Genomic DNA, 436 nt, shown 5'->3' on the forward strand with positions numbered 1-436 from the left:
TAATCCTGTTTGCTCCCCATGCTTTCGTACCTCAGCGTCAGTATTAGGCCAGATGGCTGCCTTCGCCATCGGTATTCCTCCAGATCTCTACGCATTTCACCGCTACACCTGGAATTCTACCATCCTCTCCCATACTCTAGCTCACCAGTATCGAATGCAATTCCCAAGTTAAGCTCGGGGATTTCACATCCGACTTAATAAGCCGCCTACGCACGCTTTACGCCCAGTAAATCCGATTAACGCTCGCACCCTCTGTATTACCGCGGCTGCTGGCACAGAGTTAGCCGGTGCTTATTCTGCGAGTAACGTCCACTATCTCTAGGTATTAACTAAAGTAGCCTCCTCCTCGCTTAAAGTGCTTTACAACCATAAGGCCTTCTTCACACACGCGGCATGGCTGGATCAGGGTTCCCCCCATTGTCCAATATTCCCCACT

Annotated in this window: 1 rRNA gene; it reads right to left on the reverse strand. The window is 50.5% G+C overall.

What is annotated here, in order from left to right:
• Window positions 1-436 (reverse strand): 16S ribosomal RNA (locus F8279_RS30000); the annotation flags it as partial.

The organism is Micromonospora sp. AMSO1212t, assembly GCF_008868145.1.
In the GTDB taxonomy this organism is placed as follows: Bacteria; Actinomycetota; Actinomycetes; order Mycobacteriales; family Micromonosporaceae; genus Micromonospora; species Micromonospora tulbaghiae.